This is a genomic window from Staphylococcus sp. SA22 (genome assembly GCF_054165785.1).
In genome coordinates, this window is record NZ_JBSZQY010000001.1 from 180574 (window position 1) to 199544 (window position 18971).

Sequence of the window (18971 nt, forward strand, 5' to 3'; positions counted from 1 at the left end):
GCAGAAGCACAAGGTAATGAACAAAAAGCAAACAATGTTGATGCAGCAATGGACAAATTACGTCAAAGTATTGCAGATAATGCGACAACAAAACAAAACCAAAATTATACTGATGCAAGTCCGAATAAAAAGGATGCTTACAATAATGCTGTCACAACTGCACAAGGTATTATTAATCAAACGACAAGTCCAACTTTAGATCCGAATGTTATCAATCAAGCTGCTGGACAAGTAAGCACAACTAAAAATGCATTAAATGGTAATGAAAACCTAGAGGCAGCGAAACAACAAGCGACACAATCATTAGGTTCATTAGACAACTTAAATAATGCGCAAAAACAAGCTGTTACTAATCAAATTAATGGCGCGCATACTGTTGATGAAGCAAATCAAATTAAACAAAATGCGCAAAACTTAAATACAGCGATGGGTAACTTGAAACAAGCGATAGCTGACAAAGATGCTACGAAAGCAACAGTTAACTTCACTGATGCAGATCAAGCAAAACAACAAGCATATAACACTGCTGTTACAAATGCTGAAAACATCATTTCAAAAGCTAATGGTGGCAATGCAACACAATCAGAAGTTGAACAAGCAATCCAACAAGTTAATGCAACAAAACAAGCATTAAATGGTAATGCCAACGTTCAACATGCAAAAGACGAAGCAACTGCTTTAATTAATAGCTCTAACGATCTTAATCAAGCACAAAAAGATGCATTAAAACAACAAGTTCAAAATGCAACAACTGTTGCTGGTGTAAACGATGTTAAACAAACGGCGCAAGAGTTAAATAATGCAATGACACAATTAAAACAAGGCATTGCAGATAAAGAGAAAACTAAAGCAGATGGTAACTTTGTCAATGCAGATCCTGACAAACAAAATGCATATAATCAAGCAGTAGCAAAAGCTGAAGCATTAATTAGTGGTACGCCTGATGTAGTCGTTACACCTAGCGAAATTACTGCAGCGTTAAATAAAGTTACGCAAGCTAAAAATGATTTGAATGGTAATACGATCTTAGCAACGGCGAAACAAAATGTTCAACAAGCTATTGATCAATTGCCAAACTTGAATCAAGCGCAACGTGATGAATACAACAAACAAATTACGCAAGCAACACTTGTACCAAACGTCAATGCTATTCAACAAGCGGCAACAACGCTTAATGACGCAATGACACAATTGAAACAAGGTATTGCGAATAAAGCACAAATTAAAGGTAGCGAGAACTATCACGATGCTGATACTGACAAGCAAACAGCATATGATAATGCAGTAACAAAAGCAGAAGAATTGTTGAAACAAACAACAAATCCAACAATGGATCCAAATACAATTCAACAAGCATTAACTAAAGTGAATGATACAAATCAAGCACTTAACGGTAATCAAAAATTAGCTGATGCCAAACAAGCTGCTAAGACAAATCTTGGTACATTAGATCATTTAAATGATGCGCAAAAACAAGCGTTAACAACTCAAGTTGAACAAGCACCAGATATTGCAACAGTTAATAACGTTAAACAAAATGCTCAAAATCTGAATAATGCTATGACTAACTTAAACAATGCATTACACGATAAAACTGAGACATTAAATAGCATTAACTTTACTGATGCAGATCAAGCTAAGAAAGATGCTTATACTAATGCGGTTTCACATGCAGAAGGTATTTTATCTAAAGCAAATGGCAGCAATGCGAGTCAAACTGAAGTCGAACAAGCGATGCAACGCGTGAGCGAAGCGAAACAAGCATTGAATGGTAATGACAATGTACAACGTGCAAAAGATGCAGCGAAACAAGTAATTACAAATGCAAATGATTTAAATCAAGCACAAAAAGATGCACTAAAACAACAAGTCGATGCTGCGCAAACTGTTGCAAATGTAAACACAATTAAGCAAACAGCACAAGATTTAAATCAAGCAATGACACAATTGAAACAAGGTATTGCAGATAAAGACCAAACTAAAGCAAATGGTAACTTTGTCAATGCTGATACTGATAAGCAAAATGCATACAACAATGCGGTAGCACATGCTGAACAAATCATTAGTGGTACACCAAATGCAAACGTGGATCCACAACAAGTGGCGCAAGCGTTACAACAAGTGACTCAAGCTAAGGGTGATTTAAACGGTAACCATAACTTACAAGTTGCTAAAGACAATGCGAATACAGCCATTGATCAGTTACCAAACTTAAATCAACCACAAAAAACAGCATTAAAAGACCAAGTGTCACATGCAGAACTTGTTACAGGTGTTAATGCTATTAAGCAAAATGCTGATGCATTAAATAATGCAATGGGTACGTTGAAACAACAAATTCAAGCAAACAGTCAAGTACCACAATCAGTTGACTTTACACAAGCGGATCAAGACAAACAACAAGCATATAACAATGCAGCTAACCAAGCGCAACAAATCGCAAATGGCACACCAACACCTGTATTGACGCCTGATACAGTAACACAAGCAGTTACAACTATGAATCAAGCGAAAGATGCATTAAACGGTGATGAAAAATTAGCGCAAGCGAAACAGGATGCTTTAGCAAATCTTGATACGTTACGCGATTTAAATCAACCACAACGTGATGCGTTACGTAATCAAATCAACCAAGTACAAGCGTTAGCTACAGTTGAACAAACTAAACAAAATGCACAAAATGTGAATACAGCAATGGGTAACTTGAAACAAGGTATTGCGAATAAAGATACCGTCAAAGCAAGTGAGAACTATCATGATGCTGATGCCGATAAGCAATCAGCATATACAAATGCAGTGTCTCAAGCTGAAGGTATTATCAATCAAACGACAAATCCAACGCTTAACCCAGATGAAATAACACGTGCATTAACTCAAGTCACTGATGCTAAAAATGGCTTAAACGGTGAAGCTAAATTGGCAACTGAAAAGCAAAATGCTAAAGATGCTGTCAATGCAATGACGCATTTAAACGATGCTCAAAAACAAGCATTAAAAGGTCAAATCGATCAATCGCCTGAAATTGCGACAGTGAACCAAGTTAAACAAACAGCAACGAGCCTAGACCAAGCAATGAATCAATTATCACAAGCTATTAATGATAAGACTCAAACATTAGCGGATGGTAATTACTTAAATGCAGATCCTGACAAACAAAATGCGTATAAACAGGCAGTAGCAAAAGCTGAAGCATTATTGAATAAACAAAATGGTACTAATGAAGTACAAGCCCAAGTTGAAAGCATCACTAATGAAGTGAACACAGCGAAACAAGCATTAAATGGTAATGATAATTTAGCGAATGCTAAGCAACAAGCGAAACAACAACTGGCGAATTTAACACACTTAAATGATGCACAAAAACAATCATTTGAAAGTCAAATTACACAAGCGCCACTTGTTACAGATGTCACTACAATTAATCAAAAAGCGCAAACATTAGATCATGCGATGGAATTATTAAGAAATAGTATTGCGGATAATCAAGCGACATTAGCGTCTGAAGATTATCATGATGCAACTGCGCAAAGACAAAATGACTATAACCAAGCAGTAACAGCTGCAAATAATATCATTAACCAAACAACATCACCTACGATGAATCCAGATGATGTTAATAACGCAACAAATCAAGTGAATAACACGAAAGTTGCATTAGATGGTGATGAAAACCTTGTAGCAGCTAAGCAACAAGCGAACAATAGACTTGATCAATTAGATCATTTAAATAATGTGCAAAAGCAACAGTTACAATCACAAATTACGCAATCATCTGATATTGCTGCAGTTAATGGTCACAAACAAACAGCAGAATCTTTAAATACCGCAATGGGTAACTTAATTAATGCGATTGCAGATCATCAAGCCGTTGAACAACGTGGTAACTTCATCAATGCTGATACTGATAAACAAACTGCTTATACTACAGCGGTAAATGAAGCAGAAGCCATGATTAACAAACAAACTGGTCAAAATGCGAACCAAACAGAAGTAGAACAAGCTATTACTAAAGTTCAAACAACACTTCAAGCGTTAAATGGCGATCATAATTTACAAGTTGCTAAAACAAATGCGACGCAAGCAATTGATGCTTTAACAAGCTTAAATGATCCTCAAAAAACAGCATTAAAAGACCAAGTTACTGCTGCAACTTTAGTAACTGCAGTTCATCAAATTGAACAAAATGCGAATACGCTTAACCAAGCAATGCATGGCTTAAGAGAAAGTATTCAAGATAACGCAGCAACTAAAGCAAATAGCAAATATATCAACGAAGATCAACCAGAGCAACAAAACTACGATCAAGCAGTGCAAGCTGCAAATAGCATTATCAATGAGCAAACAGCGACATTAGATAATAATGCGATTAATCAAGCAGCGACAACTGTGAATACAACGAAAGCAGCATTACATGGTGATGTGAAGTTACAAAATGATAAAGATCATGCTAAACAAACGGTTAGTCAATTAGCACATCTAAACAATGCACAAAAACATATGGAAGATACGTTAATTGATAGTGAAACAACTAGAACAGCAGTTAAGCAAGATTTGACTGAAGCACAAGCATTAGATCAACTTATGAATACATTACAACAAAGTATTGCTGACAAAGATGCAACACGTGCGAGCAGTGCATATGTCAATGCAGAACCGAATAAAAAACAAGCATATGATGAAGCAGTTCAAAATGCTGAGTCTATCATTGCAGGATTAAATAATCCGACTATCAATAAAGGAAATGTATCAAGTGCGACACAAGCAGTGACAACATCTAAAAATGGTTTAGATGGTGTTGAACGATTAGCTCAAGATAAGCAAACAGCTGGAAATTCTCTGAATCATTTAGATCAATTAACACCAGCTCAACAACAAGCGTTAGAAAATCAAATTAATAATGCAACAACTCGTGATAAAGTGACTGAAATCATTGCACAAGCGCAAGCATTAAATGAAGCGATGAAAGCATTAAAAGAAAGTATTAAAGATCAACCACAAACTGAAGCAAGTAGTAAATTTATTAACGAGGATCAAGCGCAAAAAGATGCTTATACGCAAGCAGTACAACACGCGAAAGATTTGATTAACAAAACAACTGATCCTACATTAGTTAAATCAGTAATTGATCAAGCAACACAAGCAGTGAATGACGCTAAAAACAACTTACATGGTGATCAAAAATTAGCTCAAGATAAGCAACGTGCAACAGAAACGTTAAATAACTTGTCTAACTTGAATACACCACAACGTCAAGCACTTGAAAACCAAATCAATAATGCAGCAACTCGTGGCGAAGTAGCACAAAAATTAACTGAGGCACAAGCACTTAACCAAGCAATGGAAGCATTACGTAATAGCATTCAAGATCAACAGCAAACAGAAGCGGGTAGCAAGTTTATCAATGAAGATAAGCCACAAAAAGATGCATACCAAGCAGCAGTACAACATGCAAAAGATTTAATTAATCAAACTAGCAATCCAACGCTTGATAAAGCACAAGTTGAACAATTGACACAAGGTGTTAACTAAGCTAAAGATAACCTACATGGTGATCAAAAACTTGCAGACGATAAACAACATGCAGTTACTGATTTAAATCAATTAAATGGTTTAAATAATCCGCAACGTCAAGCTCTTGAAAGTCAAATAAACAACGCAGCAACTCGTGATGAAGTAGCGCAAAAATTAGCTGAAGCAAAAGCGCTTGATCAAGCAATGCAAGCATTACGTAATAGTATTCAAGATCAACAACAAACAGAAGCGGGTAGCAAGTTTATCAATGAAGATAAACCACAAAAGGATGCTTATCAAACAGCGGTTCAGCATGCAAAAGATTTAATTAACCAAACAGGTAATCCAACACTTGATAAATCACAAGTTGAACAATTGACACAAGCAGTAACAACTGCAAAAGATAACCTACATGGTGATCAAAAACTTGCTCGTGATCAACAACAAGCAGTAACAACTGTAAATACATTGCCAAACTTAAATCATGCACAACAACAAGCATTTACTGATGCTATAAATGCAGCGCCTACAAGAACAGAGGTTGCACAACATGTTCAAACTGCTACTGAACTTGATCACGCGATGGAAACATTGAAAAATAAAGTTGATCAAGTGAATACAGATAAGGCTCAACCAAATTACACTGAAGCGTCAACTGATAAAAAAGAAGCAGTAGATCAAGCATTACAAGCTGCAGAAAGCATTACAGATCCAACTAATGGTTCAAATGCGAATAAAGACGCTGTAGAACAAGCATTAACTAAGCTTCAAGAAAAAGTAAATGAGTTAAATGGTAATGAGAGAGTCGCTGAAGCTAAAACACAAGCGAAACAAACTATTGACCAATTAACACATTTAAATGCTGAACAAATTGCAAATGCTAAACAAAATATTGATCAAACGACGAAACTTCAACCAATTGCTGAATTAGTAGATCAAGCAACGCAATTGAATCAATCTATGGATCAATTACAGCAAGCAGTTAATGAACATGCTAACGTTGAGCAAACTGTAGATTACACGCAAGCAGATTCAGATAAGCAAAATGCTTATAAACAAGCTATTGCAGAAGCTGAAAATGTATTAAAACAAAATGCGAATAAGCAACAAGTGGATCAAGCACTTCAAAACATTTTAAATGCAAAACAAGCATTAAATGGTGATGAACGTGTAGCACTTGCTAAAACAAATGGTAAACATGACATCGACCAATTGAATGCATTAAACAATGCTCAACAAGACGGATTTAAAGGTCGCATCGATCAATCCAACGATTTAAATCAAATCCAACAAATTGTAGATGAGGCTAAGGCACTTAATCGTGCAATGGATCAATTGTCACAAGAAATCACTGGCAATGAAGGACGCACGAAAGGTAGCACGAACTATGTCAATGCAGATACACAAGTCAAACAAGTATATGATGAAGCGGTTGATAAAGCGAAACAAGCACTTGATAAATCGACAGGTCAAAACTTAACTGCAGAACAAGTTATCAAATTAAATGATGCAGTCACTGCAGCTAAGCAAGCATTAAATGGTGAAGAAAGACTTAATAATCGTAAGTCTGAAGCATTACAAAGATTAGATCAATTAACACATCTAAACAATGCTCAAAGACAATTGGCAACCCAACAAATTAATAATGCTGAAACGCTAAATAAAGCATCTCGAGCAATTAATAGAGCAACTAAATTAGATAATGCAATGGGTGCAGTACAACAATATATTGACGAACAGCACCTTGGTGTTATCAGCAGCACAAATTACATCAATGCAGATGATAATTTGAAAGCAAATTATGATAATGCAATTGCGAATGCAGCACATGAGTTAGATAAAGTGCAAGGTAATGCAATTGCAAAAGCTGAAGCAGAGCAATTGAAACAAAATATTATCGATGCTCAAAATGCATTAAATGGAGACCAAAACCTTGCAAATGCCAAAGATAAAGCAAATGCGTTTGTTAATTCGTTAAATGGATTAAATCAACAGCAACAAGATCTTGCACATAAAGCAATTAACAATGCCGATACTGTATCAGATGTAACAGATATTGTTAATAATCAAATTGACTTAAATGATGCAATGGAAACATTGAAACATTTAGTTGACAATGAAATTCCAAATGCAGAGCAAACTGTCAATTACCAAAACGCTGACGATAATGCTAAAACAAACTTCGATGATGCTAAACGTCTAGCAAATACATTGCTAAATAGTGATAACACAAATGTGAACGATATCAATGGTGCAATTCAAGCAGTCAATGATGCAATCCAAAATCTTAATGGTGATCAACGATTACAAGATGCTAAAGACAAGGCAATTCAATCGATTAATCAAGCATTAGCTAATAAACTAAAAGAAATCGAAGCTTCAAACGCGACGGATCAAGACAAGCTTATTGCGAAAAATAAAGCAGAAGAATTGGCAAACAGCATCATTAATAACATTAATAAAGCAACAAGTAATCAGGATGTATCTCAAGTTCAAACAGCTGGCAACCAAGCGATTGAACAAGTGCACGCCAATGAAATACCGAAAGCTAAAATTGATGCAAATAAAGATGTTGATAAACAAGTTCAAGCATTAATTGATGAAATTGATCGAAATCCAAATCTAACAGATAAGGAAAAACAAGCACTTAAAGATCGTATTAATCAAATACTTCAACAAGGTCATAACGGCATTAACAATGCGATGACTAAAGAAGAAATTGAACAAGCCAAAGCACAACTTGCACAAGCATTACAAGATATCAAAGATTTAGTGAAAGCTAAAGAAGATGCGAAGCAAGATGTTGATAAACGTGTACAAGCTTTAATTGATGAAATCGATCAAAATCCAAATCTAACAGATAAGGAAAAACAAGCACTTAAAGATCGAATCAATCAAATACTTCAACAAGGTCATAACGGCATTAACAATGCGATGACTAAAGAAGAGATTGAGCAAGCAAAAGAGCGTTTAGCACAAGCATTACAAGACATCAAAGATTTAGTGAAAGCTAAAGAAGATGCGAAAAATAAAATAAAAGCCATAGCTAATGCGAAGCGTGATCAAATCAATTCAAATCCAGATTTAACACCTGAGCAAAAAGCAAAAGCGCTCAAAGAAATTGACGAAGCTGAAAAACGAGCACTACAAAACGTTGAGAATGCTCAAACTATAGATCAATTAAATCGAGGATTAAACTTAGGTTTAGATGACATTAGAAATACGCATGTATGGGAGGTTGACGATCAACCTGCTGTAAATGAAATTTCTGAAGCAACACCTGAACAATTGCTTGTTAATGGTGAACTAATCGTACATCGTGATGACATCATTACAGAGCAAGATGTTTTAGCACACATTAACTTAATAGATCAGCTTACAGTAGAAGTTATCGATACACCATCAACTGCAACGATTTCTGATAGCTTATCAGCAAAAGTTGAAATTACATTGCTTGATGGATCAAAAGTGATTGTTAATGTTCCTGTAAAAGTTGTAGAAAAAGAATTGTCAGTAGTCAAACAACAGGCAATTGAATCAATTGAAAATGCGGCACAACAAAAGATTAATGAAATCAATAATAGTGTGACATTAACACTGGAACAAAAAGAAGCAGCAATTGCCGAAGTTAATAAGCTTAAACAACAAGCAATTGATAATATTAATAATGCGCCTGATGTTCATTCAGTTGAAGAAATTCAACAACAAGAACAAGCGCATATTGAACAATTTAATCCAGAACAATTTACGATTGAACAAGCAAAATCAAATGCAATTAAATCGATTGAAGATGCAATTCAACACATGATTGATGAAATCAAAGCTCGTACTGATCTAACAGATAAAGAGAAGCAAGAAGCTATTGCTAAGTTAAATCAATTAAAAGAACAAGCAATTCAAGCGATTCAACATGCGCAAAGCATCGATGAAATAACTGAGCAATTGGAACAATTTAAAGCTCAAATGAAAGCAGCTAATCCAATAGCAAAAGAACTAGCTAAACGCAAGCAAGAAGCTATTGGTAGAATTAAAGACTTTTCAAATGAAAAAATGAATAGTATTCGAAATAGTGAAATTGGCTCAGCTGATGAAAAACAAGCAGCAATGAATCGAATTAACGAAATTGTGCTTGAAACAATTAGAGATATTAATAATGCGCATACATTACAGCAAGTTGAGGCTGCATTGAACAATGGTATTGCTCGAATTTCAGCAGTACAAATTGTAACATCTGATCGTGCTAAACAATCATCAAGTACTGGAAATGAATCTAATAGCCATTTAACAATTGGTTATGGAACTGCAAATCATCCATTTAACAGTTCGACTATTGGACATAAAAAGAAACTTGATGAAGATGATGACATTGATCCACTTCATATGCGTCACTTTAGTAATAATTTCGGTAATGTTATTAAAAACGCTATTGGTGTGGTGGGTATCTCTGGCTTACTAGCTAGTTTCTGGTTCTTCATTGCGAAACGTCGTCGTAAAGAAGATGAAGAGGAAGAATTAGAAATAAGAGATAATAATAAAGATTCAATAAAAGAGACTTTAGACGATACAAAACATTTACCACTTTTATTTGCGAAACGTCGCAGAAAAGAAGATGAAGAAGATGTTACTGTTGAAGAAAAAGATTCGCTAAATAATGGCGAGTCACTCGATAAAGTTAAACATACGCCGTTCTTCTTACCAAAACGCCGTCGTAAAGAAGATGAAGAAGATGTGGAAGTTACAAATGAAAACACAGATGAAAAAGTGTTGAAAGATAACGAACATTCACCACTCTTAATCGCAAAACGACGCAAAGATAAAGAGGAAGATGTTGAAACAACAACTAGTATTGAATCTAAAGATGAGGACGTTCCTTTATTATTGGCTAAAAAGAAAAATCAAAAAGATAACCAATCCAAAGACAAAAAGTCAGCATCAAAAAATACTTCTAAAAAGGTTGTAGCTAAAAAGAAGAAAAAGAAATCTAAGAAAAATAAAAAATAATTTGTTTCTTTGATAAATAGAGGAGCACCGATTGACATCACATCAGTCGGTGCTCCTTTTATTTATTCTTTTTAATTAATTTATACAATGCCTGTTGAGCGTGTTGATTCGCTTCTTTGTTTTGTTCTCTCGGTATCCATTTAACAAATAATAAATCAAAACTTTTTTCAAATATTTCTATTTGATCAAAATAAGGTTTGAAATTTGCGTTTTTCACATAACCAGCTTCAATGCTATCCGCAATTAACTTAGAGTCAGTGTACAACAGCGCATTGCTGACATTTAATTCACGTGCATGTTCTAGTGCATAAATACATGCAGCCCATTCTGCAGTGTGGTTATCCATTTCGCCTAATTCATGTATATATGTATAATGCTGTTCATCTTCTTTGATTACAATGGCACATGTACTTATGCCTGGATTTCCTTTCGTCGCAGCATCAAAATTTATTTTCGCCATAATAAACCTACTTTCTATTCGAATACTTAGTTAAAGTTACTATTACTGTAATACAAAATATGTTGGGTAATCCATTAAAAAACACGCATCACTTAAATAAGTAACACGTGTTTAAAGTACTCGCTGATTCAAAGATGATTTTCTAATACGTAGTACTGTAATATACTTCCTAAAAAAATCATCTTGATAAAATTTTCTCAGATATCAGCCTTAAAACTTATTCTTTTGTGTAGTAAGTGCTTTAATAGCCTTGATCTAACTTATCAATTTTACCTTTACGATAAAATGATTTAGCAATATATCCAAATGGTACATTGAAAACTGTTGAAGCTAATTTTAGTACGTACGTTGTAATAAATATTTCAAATACAACCGTACCAGGTAAACTTCCGATAAATGCGATAGCTACAAATAAAGCTGTATCAATTATTGAGCTTAAAAATGTACTACCATATGCACGGATGAAAAACGTTTTATCAGAACTAAATACTTTTTTTATTAGTGAAAAGATAAATACATCAATATGTTGACCAATAATATATGCGACGATTGAGCCTAAAGCAATGCGTGGCACAACATCAAAGATTGCGTGTAATGCTTTTTGTGCCATATCTTCTGGTGCAGGAATAAAATGTAATGACAATTGCATAACAATAATCATAATTAATGTTGATGAAAAGCCTAACCAAACTGCTCTTTTTGCAACTCTACGACCATAAATATCGTTTAATATATCTGTTGCTAAATAAATAGAAGCAAACATGACATTACCTAAAGTTGCTGAAATACCAAAGATTTCTACAGTTTTAATCACTTGTATGTTGGCAATAATTGTACCAATTGCAACCCATGCAATTAAACCTTGTTTACCAAAAAAGCGATACATAAGTACCATTAGCACGAACGTTGCAATAAACGTAACTAGTCCTAAAATTTCATTATACATATTAAAATGTCCTCCTAAATTTTGATCATGCGGGTGTTTAGAAACCGCTCAATAAATAACTTACTCATTTTACTGAAAAATCGTTTGCGATGCAATAGCATTTGAATATAAATACATTTTACGTATAGAATTGTAAAAGGTTTCATTCAAATCTTAGGGTCAAAAATGTTATAATATTTTTATGTCAAATTTAAAACAGTAACACTTATTTACAAGGTTGCAATATTTTGAAGTAATAAAGGAAGTGTCGCGTATTTTAACTTTTTCAGAGCAAAATGCACTCGCGAAAATAGATAATTTAATGAATACTTATTGCAATCAATGTCCAATCAAAACTCGTCTGCGTAAATTAGAGGGGAAAACGAAGGCGCATCATTTTTGTATCAATGAGTGTTCAATAGGGAAAGAAATAAAACAATTAGGAAATGAACTTCAATAGGAGGAAGTCAAATGCAAATTATATCTATATCAGAAACACCGAACCACAACACAATGAAGATTACACTTAGTGAAAGCAGAGAAGGTATGACATCAGATACGTATACTAAAGTTGATGATTCACAGCCAGCATTTATTAATGACATCTTAAAGGTTGAAGGCGTTAAATCAATTTTCCATGTTATGGACTTTATTTCAGTAGATAAAGAAAATGACGCAAATTGGGAAACTGTATTGCCAAAAGTAGAGGCTGTATTCGAATAAATTTTTCATCAACTAGTATTCGGGGGGAATAAAGTATATGGAAATTTTACGTATAGAGCCAACGCCAAGTCCAAATACAATGAAAGTTGTTTTGTCATATACAAGAGAAGACAAGTTATCTAATACTTATAAAAAAGTAGAAGAAAATCAACCAGAATTTATAAATCAGTTGTTATCTATAGATGGTATCACTTCCATTTTTCATGTCATGAACTTCTTAGCTGTTGATAAGGCACCAAAAGCTGATTGGGAAGTCATATTACCTGATATTAAAGCTGCTTTTTCTGATGCGAATAAGGTTTTAGAATCTGTAAATGAACCTCAAATTGACAATCATTTTGGTGAAATTAAAGCTGAACTATTAACTTTTAAGGGTATACCGTATCAAATTAAGCTAACTTCTGCTGACCAAGAATTAAGAGAACAATTACCACAAACATATGTTGATCATATGACGCAAGCGCAAACAGAACATGACAATATTGTTTTTATGCGTAAATGGCTAGATTTAGGAAATCGCTATGGAAATATTGAAGAAGTAATGGATGGTGTCCTAGAAGAAGTGCTAGCTACTTATCCAGAATCACAGTTACCCGTATTGGTAAAACATGCTTTAGAAGAAAATCACGCAACTAATAATTATCATTTCTATCGACATGTCTCTTTGGATGAATATCATGCGACTGATAATTGGAAGACTCGATTACGAAAGTTAAACCATTTTCCAAAGCCGACTTTTGAAGATATACCGCTGCTTGATTTAGCTTTATCTGATGAAAAAGTACCGGTTAGACGTCAAGCGATTGTATTATTAAGTATGATTGAAAGTAAAGAAATTTTACCGTATTTATATAAGGGGCTTCGTGATAAAAGTCCTGCTGTAAGAAGAACAGCAGGGGATTGCATAAGCGATTTAGGGTATCCAGAGGCACTACCAGAAATGGTGCTACTATTAGATGATCCACACAAAATCGTTAGGTGGCGTGCTGCTATGTTTATCTTTGATGAAGGTAATGCAGAGCAGCTTCCCGCACTTAAAGCTCATATTAATGACAATGCGTTTGAAGTTAAATTACAAATTGAAATGGCCATATCTCGTATTGAAAACGGAGATGAAGCACTTGGTTCAGTATGGAAACAAATGGCAAACAGAACAATTTAATTGGAGGAATTAAATATGAATGCATATGATGCTTATATGAAAGAAATTGCGCAACAAATGCGTGGCGAATTAACTCAAAATGGTTTTACAAGTTTAGAAACAAGCGAAGCAGTATCAGAGTATATGAACCAAGTAAAGGCAGATGACACTACTTTTGTAGTTATTAACTCTACATGCGGCTGTGCAGCTGGATTAGCAAGACCAGCTGCAGTAGCAGTTGCAACACAAAATGAACATAGACCTACAAATACAGTTACAGTTTTTGCTGGGCAAGATAAAGAAGCAACTGCTACAATGCGAGAATTCATTCAGCAAGCACCATCTAGTCCTTCATATGCTTTATTCAAAGGTCAAGATTTAGTTTATTTTATGCCTAGAGAATTTATCGAAGGTAGAGATATTAATGACATTGCAATGGACTTAAAGGATGCCTTTGACGAAAATTGTAAATAGTACACATAAATAAATATAAAGGTTAACACATTTTATAATATTAAAAATGGTGTCTGTCATTGAAAATAGAGAATATAGTTGTATTCCATTTGTTATATAAAGTACGTTCTTACCAACTATATTTTCTATAAATTTAACTGTTTTAATAGGACATCAAACATAATATTCAAATCATGTGTTAACCTCTTTTTTAAAATTTTTTAGCATTAAAGTTTTAGATTTGGGTAAACAATTAGCAATTGGAAACATAGATCACGTTATGATGTGGCAGGTACTTAATCAGCATTTTATAAATAAAGTAACGGAATCCATGATATTAATATCACATTCCTAAAATGATTGATCACAAAATGCTACATAAAGTTAAATTATATCGAACTAAATTTACATACTATAAATAATGAAAATGAGGTGTTATCGCATATGTTGAATTCATTTGATGCAGCATATCACAGTCTTTGTGAAGAAGTTTTAGAAATAGGAAATACACGAAATGATCGCACAAATACAGGTACGATTTCGAAATTTGGTCATCAACTTCGCTTTGACTTATCTAAAGGATTTCCACTATTAACGACAAAGAAAGTTTCTTTTAAATTAGTAGCAACCGAATTATTATGGTTCATTAAAGGAGATACCAATATCCAATACTTATTAAAATATAATAATAATATTTGGAACGAATGGGCTTTTGAAAATTATATCAAATCAGACGAGTATAAAGGTCCAGATATGACTGATTTTGGGCATCGTGCATTGAGTGATCCTGAATTTAACGAACAATATAAAGAACAAATGAAACAATTTAAGCAACGTATTCTTGAAGATGATACATTTGCGAAGCAATTCGGTGATTTAGGAAATGTTTATGGTAAACAATGGCGAGATTGGGTTGATAAAGATGGTAATCATTTTGATCAACTTAAAACAGTAATTGAGCAAATTAAGCATAATCCGGATTCAAGACGACACATCGTATCTGCATGGAATCCAACAGAAATTGACACAATGGCACTTCCGCCTTGTCATACCATGTTCCAGTTTTATGTCCAAGATGGTAAGTTAAGTTGCCAGTTATACCAACGTAGCGCAGATATCTTTTTAGGTGTGCCATTTAATATCGCAAGCTACGCTTTATTGACACACCTTATTGCCAAAGAATGTGGACTTGAAGTAGGAGAATTTGTGCATACATTTGGAGATGCACATATTTATTCAAATCATATTGATGCGATTCAAACACAATTAGCACGTGAAAGCTTCAATCCTCCAACATTAAAAATTAACAGTGACAAGTCTATTTTCGACATAAATTATGAAGATTTGGAAATTGTTGACTATGAATCACATCCAGCAATAAAAGCTCCAATAGCAGTTTAGTCGTTGCATAGTTAGCTAACCATTTAGACATCAAAATGACATCATAGTATTTTCAAGTGCAAAAAAGTACTTTTTTGTGTTAAACGTTTTCATAAATTATGCAAAATCATTATTTCTATCACACTTTATGATAAAAATTGTGTTAAATTAAAGATAACTTAGTAATAAAAAATGAAATGATAGAAGAAGGAGGATAATTATGACTTTATCCATTCTAGTTGCACATGACTTGCAACGAGTAATTGGTTTTGAAAATCAATTACCTTGGCACCTACCAAATGATTTGAAGCATGTTAAAAAATTATCAACAGGTCATACTTTAGTAATGGGTCGAAAGACATTTGAATCGATTGGTAAACCACTACCGAATCGTCGAAATGTTGTACTTACTTCAGATACAAGTTTCAACGTAGAGGGCGTTGATGTAATTCATTCTATTGAAGATATTTACCAACTACCGGGCCATGTTTTCATATTTGGAGGGCAAACATTATTTGAAGAAATGATTGATAAAGTGGACGACATGTATATTACTGTTATTGAAGGTAAATTCCGTGGTGATACGTTCTTTCCACCTTATACATTTGAAGACTGGGAAGTTGCCTCTTCAGTTGAAGGTAAACTAGATGAAAAAAATACAATTCCACATACCTTTCTACATTTAATTCGTAAAAAATAAGGGGGAAAATGACCATGACAAAACAGATTATAGTGACAGACTCAACATCCGATTTATCTAAAGAATATTTAGAAGCAAACAACATACATGTAATCCCTTTAAGTTTAACTATTGAAGGAGCTTCATACGTTGACCAAGTAGATATTACATCAGAAGAATTTATTAATCATATTGAAAATGATGAAGATGTAAAGACAAGTCAACCAGCCATAGGCGAATTTATATCTGCTTATGAAGAACTAGGAAAAGATGGCGCTGAAATCATAAGTATTCATCTTTCTTCAGGATTAAGTGGTACATTTAACACTGCTTACCAAGCAAGTCAAATGGTAGATGCTAATGTAACTGTTATTGATTCAAAATCTATTTCTTTTGGTTTAGGGTATCAAATACAACACCTAGTAGAGCTTGTAAAAGAAGGTGTCTCAACTTCTGAAATAGTTAATAAGTTAAATCATTTAAGAGAAAACATTAAATTATTTGTAGTTATAGGGAAATTGAATCAATTAATTAAAGGTGGCAGAATTAGTAAAACAAAAGGTTTAATTGGTAATCTTATGAAAATTAAACCAATTGGTACACTAGACGATGGTCGCTTAGAGCTTGTGCACAATGCGAGAACTCAAAATTCTAGTATCCAATACTTGAAAAAGGAAATTGCTGAATTTATAGGAGATCATGAAATCAAATCCGTTGGTGTCGCACATGCTAACGTCATTGAATATGTTGATAAATTGAAGAAAGTTTTTAATGAAGCTTTTCATGTGAATAATTACGATATAAATGTAACTACACCAGTTATTTCTGCACATACTGGTCAAGGTGCGATTGGCCTCGTAGTCCTTAAGAAGTAAATTTAATCTTTTCAGTGTTAATTACTTCCATTTCAATCCTTTATAGACTAAATTTATAATTAGATAGATAGATAGAGGAGGTAATTCATATGACAAAAGAATATGCAACATTAGCAGGAGGATGTTTCTGGTGCATGGTTAAACCATTTACATCATATCCAGGCATCAAGTCAGTCGTATCTGGTTATAGTGGCGGTCATGTTGACAATCCAACTTATGAACAGGTATGTACGAATCAAACCGGCCATGTCGAAGCAGTACAAATTACGTTTGATCCAGAGGTTACTTCCTTTGAAAATATATTAGACATATATTTCAAAACATTTGACCCAACCGATGATCAAGGGCAATTTTTCGATAGAGGCGAAAGCTATCAACCAGTCATTTTCTATCATGATGAGCATCAGAAAAAGGCTGCTGAGTTTAAAAAGCAACAATTAAATGAACAAGGTATTTTCAAGAAACCAGTGATTACACCTATTAAACCATATAAAAATTTCTATCCAGCTGAAGACTACCATCAAGATTATTATAAAAAGAACCCGGTACATTATTACCAATATCAACGTGGTTCAGGTAGAAAAGCGTTTATAGAATCACATTGGGGGAATCAAAATGCTTAAAAAAGATAAAAGTGAACTAACAGACATAGAATATATTGTTACACAAGAAAATGGCACTGAACCACCATTTATGAATGAATATTGGAATCATTTTGCTAAAGGAATTTATGTAGATAAGATTTCTGGTAAACCTTTATTTACATCTGAAGAAAAGTTTCATTCTGAATGTGGATGGCCTAGCTTTTCCAAAGCGCTTGATGACGATGAAATTATAGAATTAGTCGACAAATCTTTTGGTATGTTGAGAACTGAAGTGCGTTCAGAAGAATCAAATAGTCATTTAGGACATGTCTTTAATGATGGACCTAAAGAAAGTGGTGGCTTAAGATACTGTATCAATTCCGCTGCAATTCAATTTATTCCATATGAAAAATTAGAAGAATTGGGTTATGGCGATTTAATATCACATTTTGATAAGTAGGAGTGGAAAGTATGTTTAAAAAATTATTCGGAAAAGGCAAAGAAGTTCAGAAAGATATCGCAATTTATGCACCATTAACTGGAGAATACGTGAAAATTGAAGATATTCCAGATCCTGTATTCGCACAAAAAATGATGGGCGAAGGTTTTGGTATTAATCCAACTGAAGGAGAAGTTGTGTCTCCAATAGCAGGACGTGTTGATAATGTCTTTCCAACTAAGCATGCGATTGGTTTGAAAGCAGATAACGGATTAGAATTATTAGTTCATATCGGTTTAGACACAGTTCAATTAGACGGTGAAGGATTTGAAGTGTTAGTGTCTAGTGGTGACGAAGTTAACGTCGGAGATCCATTAGTAAGATTCAACCTTGAATATATTAATAATAATGCTAAATCTGTTATTTCACCTATTATTATTACTAACACAGATCAAGCAGCTTCAATTAATATTTATGATGAAAATGCTGTGATTAAAGGTGAAACAAAAGTGATTGATGTGACAATGAACTAATGAAAAACTATTCGTTTTATCAATTTGTCATGACAGTTCGTGGGCGACACGACGATAAAGGTCGTCTAGCAGAAGAGATATTTGACGATCTTGCTTTCCCAAAACACGATGATGATTTTAACATACTGTCTGATTATATTGAGACACATGGTGATTTCACATTGCCAATGTCTGTATTTGATGATTTATATGAAGAATATACGGAATGGCTAAAATTTTAATATAATTTTTAATAATAATAGTTAGAACCAGGGTGATGCAATTTGT

The 18971-nt window shown here is 33.9% G+C and carries 13 protein-coding genes and 1 pseudogene (1 of these 14 running past the window's edge); 12 read left to right on the top strand and 2 right to left on the bottom strand.

Going from position 1 to position 18971, the window contains the following annotated elements:
• Window positions 1-10512 (top strand): annotated as a pseudogene (ebh, locus tag ACXQH5_RS00840) (hyperosmolarity resistance protein Ebh); it begins 21119 nt to the left of the window's first position.
• Window positions 10513-10570: 58 nt separating this feature from the next.
• On the opposite strand, the gene ACXQH5_RS00845 reads toward ebh, so the two are convergent.
• Window positions 10571-10972 carry a ribonuclease HI family protein gene (locus tag ACXQH5_RS00845; RefSeq protein ID WP_001062933.1) on the bottom strand — a complete coding sequence of 134 codons (402 nt, stop codon included), beginning with the start codon at window positions 10970-10972 and terminating at the stop codon, window positions 10571-10573.
• 241 nt (window positions 10973-11213) lie between these two features.
• Window positions 11214-11918 (bottom strand): queuosine precursor transporter, encoded by a 705-nt coding sequence (locus ACXQH5_RS00850; protein WP_000282171.1) that lies wholly within the window; start codon window positions 11916-11918, stop codon window positions 11214-11216.
• A 244-nt stretch (window positions 11919-12162) separates the two neighbouring features.
• Here ACXQH5_RS00850 and ACXQH5_RS00855 point away from each other — a divergent pair, with 244 nt between their 5' ends.
• The 11 genes from ACXQH5_RS00855 (at window position 12163) to ACXQH5_RS00905 (ending at window position 18925) form a co-directional block, all read left to right on the top strand.
• Entirely contained in the window at window positions 12163-12357 is a 195-nt protein-coding gene (locus tag ACXQH5_RS00855) for a zinc-finger domain-containing protein (RefSeq protein ID WP_001824522.1), read from the top strand.
• Between the two features lie 11 nt (window positions 12358-12368).
• Window positions 12369-12620, top strand: a complete 252-nt coding sequence (locus ACXQH5_RS00860; protein ID WP_001165814.1) for a NifU N-terminal domain-containing protein — start codon at window positions 12369-12371, stop codon at window positions 12618-12620.
• Window positions 12621-12657: 37 nt separating this feature from the next.
• Complete coding sequence (locus ACXQH5_RS00865) at window positions 12658-13782, top strand: virulence factor (protein ID WP_000404626.1); 1125 nt, start codon at window positions 12658-12660, stop codon at window positions 13780-13782.
• A 15-nt stretch (window positions 13783-13797) separates the two neighbouring features.
• A complete protein-coding gene (gene brxA, locus ACXQH5_RS00870) occupies window positions 13798-14235 on the top strand; it encodes a bacilliredoxin BrxA (RefSeq protein WP_000995285.1) in 438 nt (145 codons plus the stop codon).
• 423 nt (window positions 14236-14658) lie between these two features.
• Window positions 14659-15615 carry a thymidylate synthase gene (locus ACXQH5_RS00875; protein ID WP_000934885.1) on the top strand — a complete coding sequence of 319 codons (957 nt, stop codon included), beginning with the start codon at window positions 14659-14661 and terminating at the stop codon, window positions 15613-15615.
• 199 nt (window positions 15616-15814) lie between these two features.
• Window positions 15815-16294, top strand: a complete 480-nt coding sequence (locus ACXQH5_RS00880) for a dihydrofolate reductase (protein ID WP_000175746.1) — start codon at window positions 15815-15817, stop codon at window positions 16292-16294.
• Between the two features lie 14 nt (window positions 16295-16308).
• Complete coding sequence (gene fakB2 / locus ACXQH5_RS00885) at window positions 16309-17148, top strand: fatty acid kinase binding subunit FakB2 (protein WP_057504501.1); 840 nt, start codon at window positions 16309-16311, stop codon at window positions 17146-17148.
• 89 nt (window positions 17149-17237) lie between these two features.
• Window positions 17238-17771: a peptide-methionine (S)-S-oxide reductase MsrA gene (msrA, locus tag ACXQH5_RS00890; protein ID WP_000159902.1), complete on the top strand. Its 534-nt coding sequence runs from the start codon at window positions 17238-17240 to the stop codon at window positions 17769-17771.
• The gene (msrB, locus tag ACXQH5_RS00895) at window positions 17764-18192 is read left to right on the top strand and encodes a peptide-methionine (R)-S-oxide reductase MsrB (RefSeq protein ID WP_000913315.1); all 429 of its coding nucleotides are present in this window, start codon (window positions 17764-17766) and stop codon (window positions 18190-18192) included. The genes msrA and msrB overlap by 8 nt, the downstream gene beginning before the upstream one ends.
• 11 nt (window positions 18193-18203) lie before the next feature.
• Complete coding sequence (locus ACXQH5_RS00900; protein WP_000473654.1) at window positions 18204-18704, top strand: PTS sugar transporter subunit IIA; 501 nt, start codon at window positions 18204-18206, stop codon at window positions 18702-18704.
• A complete protein-coding gene (locus ACXQH5_RS00905) occupies window positions 18704-18925 on the top strand; it encodes a YozE family protein (RefSeq protein ID WP_000801007.1) in 222 nt (73 codons plus the stop codon). Before ACXQH5_RS00900 ends, ACXQH5_RS00905 begins: the two co-directional genes overlap by 1 nt.
• Window positions 18926-18971 lie beyond the last annotated feature (46 nt).